We start from the raw sequence: 3086 nt of genomic DNA on the forward strand, positions 1-3086 counted from the left end.
AAAACACCACAAGGCCAGAATTGAACAGTATCGATTTCGCCGAGACCCCAAGGCTTACTTAGCTAATCTAGAGAGTCGTCTTCTCTAGTAAGTTTTGCCACACTAGGGAAGAACTGCTGTTCAATGCCGAAGCTGTTGAAAGCCGAGAGCGATTTGAGGAGGTCTACGGAAAGAACCTCAGCCTCAAGCTGTTCATACGTCAGTTGGTTGGGCTGGACAGGAATGCTGCGAAGGAAGCATTTGGAAAATATTTGCAGGGCAGTAGTTTCAAAGCTACTCTGATTCGTTTTGTGGGAACTATCATTGATTACCTTAGCAGATCGGCACGCTTGCCTGCTTCGCTAGACAAATTAGACTTTCCTCCCCTAGTTCTCCCCGATTATTTCCTAATCTATAAGAATATCGAACTGAGGTTAACATTAGCCAAGTATGGAATTACTGTAAGAGAAAATACTGATAGAAAACGAAACAATACAGCTACAACAACAAAAGCACATTCATCAAATGTTATCGCCGATTATTGCCTAAGTATAAACCGCTGCTACCTACGAATAAGAATTAATTAACAATCCCAAGCGTTTCTACAGATTAGATTCAGACCTCAATGTTTAAATTGTAATAACTATGCTTAGACAAATTAAACATTGCTGACTTGATAGATATTTCCCATTACCTACACCCTATTTTCTGAATGTTAGCCTTTTATATTTCATATCAACATAAGCAATATTTACAAGAGTTTATGAATAAGGTGTCGCGCTCTTTTGCGCTGGTAACACCTTGTTTTGAAGAACCTTTAGATAGTTTCATGTCCACAGCCTATCTAATTTGTCGCATCGTAGATAATATTGAAGATTCTCAACAATCGTTTGATTGGCAGCAAGAGCGTTTTTTTGAATTAAAACAACTATTAGATAAACCGGCATTAGCCAAAGATATTTTAACTAGCTGGTCATCTGAGGATTGGATAGGTATTGACCACGAACAAAAACAACTATTGCAACCACAAAATGGGGTGATGTTGTGGGAAATCTATTCTCTCATACCAGACACAGCTAGAGCAATTATTAATAGATGGACTACTACTATGTGTGATGGGCTAAAGCAAGTGCTAGCTCCTCAACAATCTCCTATGCTAGTAAAGCGCAATGGTATTTCTGTCCTAGCCACAGTCAAAGATTACAATCAATATTGCTATTTTGTTGCTGGTACAGTCGGCCACATGGGAACTGAGCTAGCTATCGACCATTACAAATTTAGTCCTCATGCTGCTGAAAAACTTTTAATCGGTTGTGAAAACTGCGGTCGCGCTCTTCAAAAAACAAATATTATCAAAGATTTTGTCGAAGATTTAGAACGCGGTTGGTGTTATTTACCTGACTCATGGATACAAGCAGAAATTCAAGGTTTACCTTTGGCTTTAAAAGGAGCATCCGCAGTTTGGAAACAAAAAATCCTAATGGATGTGGAAACTGAACTGAATGAATCTGTTGCTTACGTCCTCAATATTCCCTATAAAGCAGTAGGGTATCGCCTAGCTAGTTTGATGTGTTTACTACCAGCCTATCAGACCTTACTTTTGGCTGCAAACTCTCATGAAAAACTTTTCACACCAGAACACAAACTGAAAATTTCTCGTAATTGCTTTTCTCAGTGTATGACAGATGCCAAGTTAATGGTATATGATAACCAGGCATTACTGGAATACAGCCAAGATTTACAAAAAGCTATACAAAGTATTTTGCTAACAATATAAATACATAATTGTTCAACCGGAATTTTAAGAGAATGTCTGAACAGCCAAGAAAAAAAATTGTAATTTTGGGAGGCGGAATGGCTTCCCTAACAACAGCATTTGAACTAACTAACCAACCCGATTGGAAAGAAAAATATGAAATTACTGTTTATCAAATGGGCTGGCGTTTAGGAGGTAAAGGCGCGAGTGGGCGCAATTTAAATGCTCAAGCTCGGATTGAAGAACATGGGCTGCATATTTTGATGGGATGGTATGAAAACACCTTCAGTGTTTTGCGTCAGTGCTACGAGGAATTAGGACGACCTGCTGATAGCCCTCTAGCAACTTGGCAAGATGCTTTTAAACCGCACAGTTTCATTGCTTCTACAGAATATATTAACGGTCAGTGGATGCCTTGGCCGTATGATTTTCCAGTCAATCATTTATTACCGGGTGAAACACTAGAATTTCCTACAGTTTGTGGCTATGTTGGCATCCTCATCGAATTTATAATCGAGCAATTTAAGAGTGAATTTCACTTACCAAGTAAGCTGTTCGCGGAGGAAGAATTTACTTTATCAGGAATTCCTGACTGGTTGGTGTCTTTACTTGCTGAGAATAACATCGATTTAAATATCCCAGATTTACCCCGCGAAGCTGCTTTTGTTTATATTGCCCGTCAATTGTTTCAAGCATTACCTGAAAACCCTGCACTGCATCAAGAGCAGGAATATCAGGCTCTCCTTTGGCTTTTGGGAGAATTTAGAACTTGGCTGTGGAATAATGTTGAAAATATTATAGGTACACACCACAAATTCCGTCGGTTCTGGATACGTGTAGATTGGACATACACTCTCATTCGTGGCATCATTTTGGATAATCTAATTGTTAAGGGATTCAGTTCTATTGACGATTACGATTTTCAAGAGTGGCTACGAAAACATGGAGCGGCAGAAAGTACTATAAATTCTGTAATAGTACGTAGTTTATATGATTTAGTTTTTGGTTACGAAAACGGTGCCCTCAACCAACCAAACTTGGCCGCAGGAGTAGCACTGCGTTGTTTCTTGCGAATGACCTTGAGTTACAAAGGAGCCTTGTTTTGGAAAATGCAAGCGGGTATGGGCGATACCATCTTTGTACCGTTTTACGAAGTACTCAAGCAACGGGGTGTAGAGTTTAAATTTTTCCACCGAATCAAAAATTTAGGGCTATCTCAAGATACTCAGAAAATTGTTTCTATTAGACTTATCCTTAATATAAATAGCATGAGATAATAAAAAGCTGGAGTAGAAATTATGTGGAAAGAATATGACAAGTCCTTTGGCAAGAATTGAATCGTATCCTCATG

Annotated in this window: 2 protein-coding genes; both read left to right on the forward strand. The window is 38.9% G+C overall.

The window, feature by feature from the left end; genetic code table 11:
- Positions 1–742: 742 nt before the first annotated feature.
- On the forward strand, positions 743–1756 hold the full coding sequence (locus H6H03_RS39565) for a squalene/phytoene synthase family protein (RefSeq protein WP_190960420.1): 1014 nt from the start codon (positions 743–745) through the stop codon (positions 1754–1756).
- A 32-nt stretch (positions 1757–1788) separates the two neighbouring features.
- Positions 1789–3012 carry an NAD(P)-binding protein gene (locus H6H03_RS39570; RefSeq protein WP_190960421.1) on the forward strand — a complete coding sequence of 408 codons (1224 nt, stop codon included), beginning with the start codon at positions 1789–1791 and terminating at the stop codon, positions 3010–3012.
- Positions 3013–3086: the final 74 nt, after the last annotated feature.

Origin of the sequence: Nostoc paludosum FACHB-159 (assembly GCF_014698835.1) — a bacterium.
GTDB classification, from domain to species: Bacteria; Cyanobacteriota; Cyanobacteriia; order Cyanobacteriales; family Nostocaceae; genus Nostoc; species Nostoc paludosum.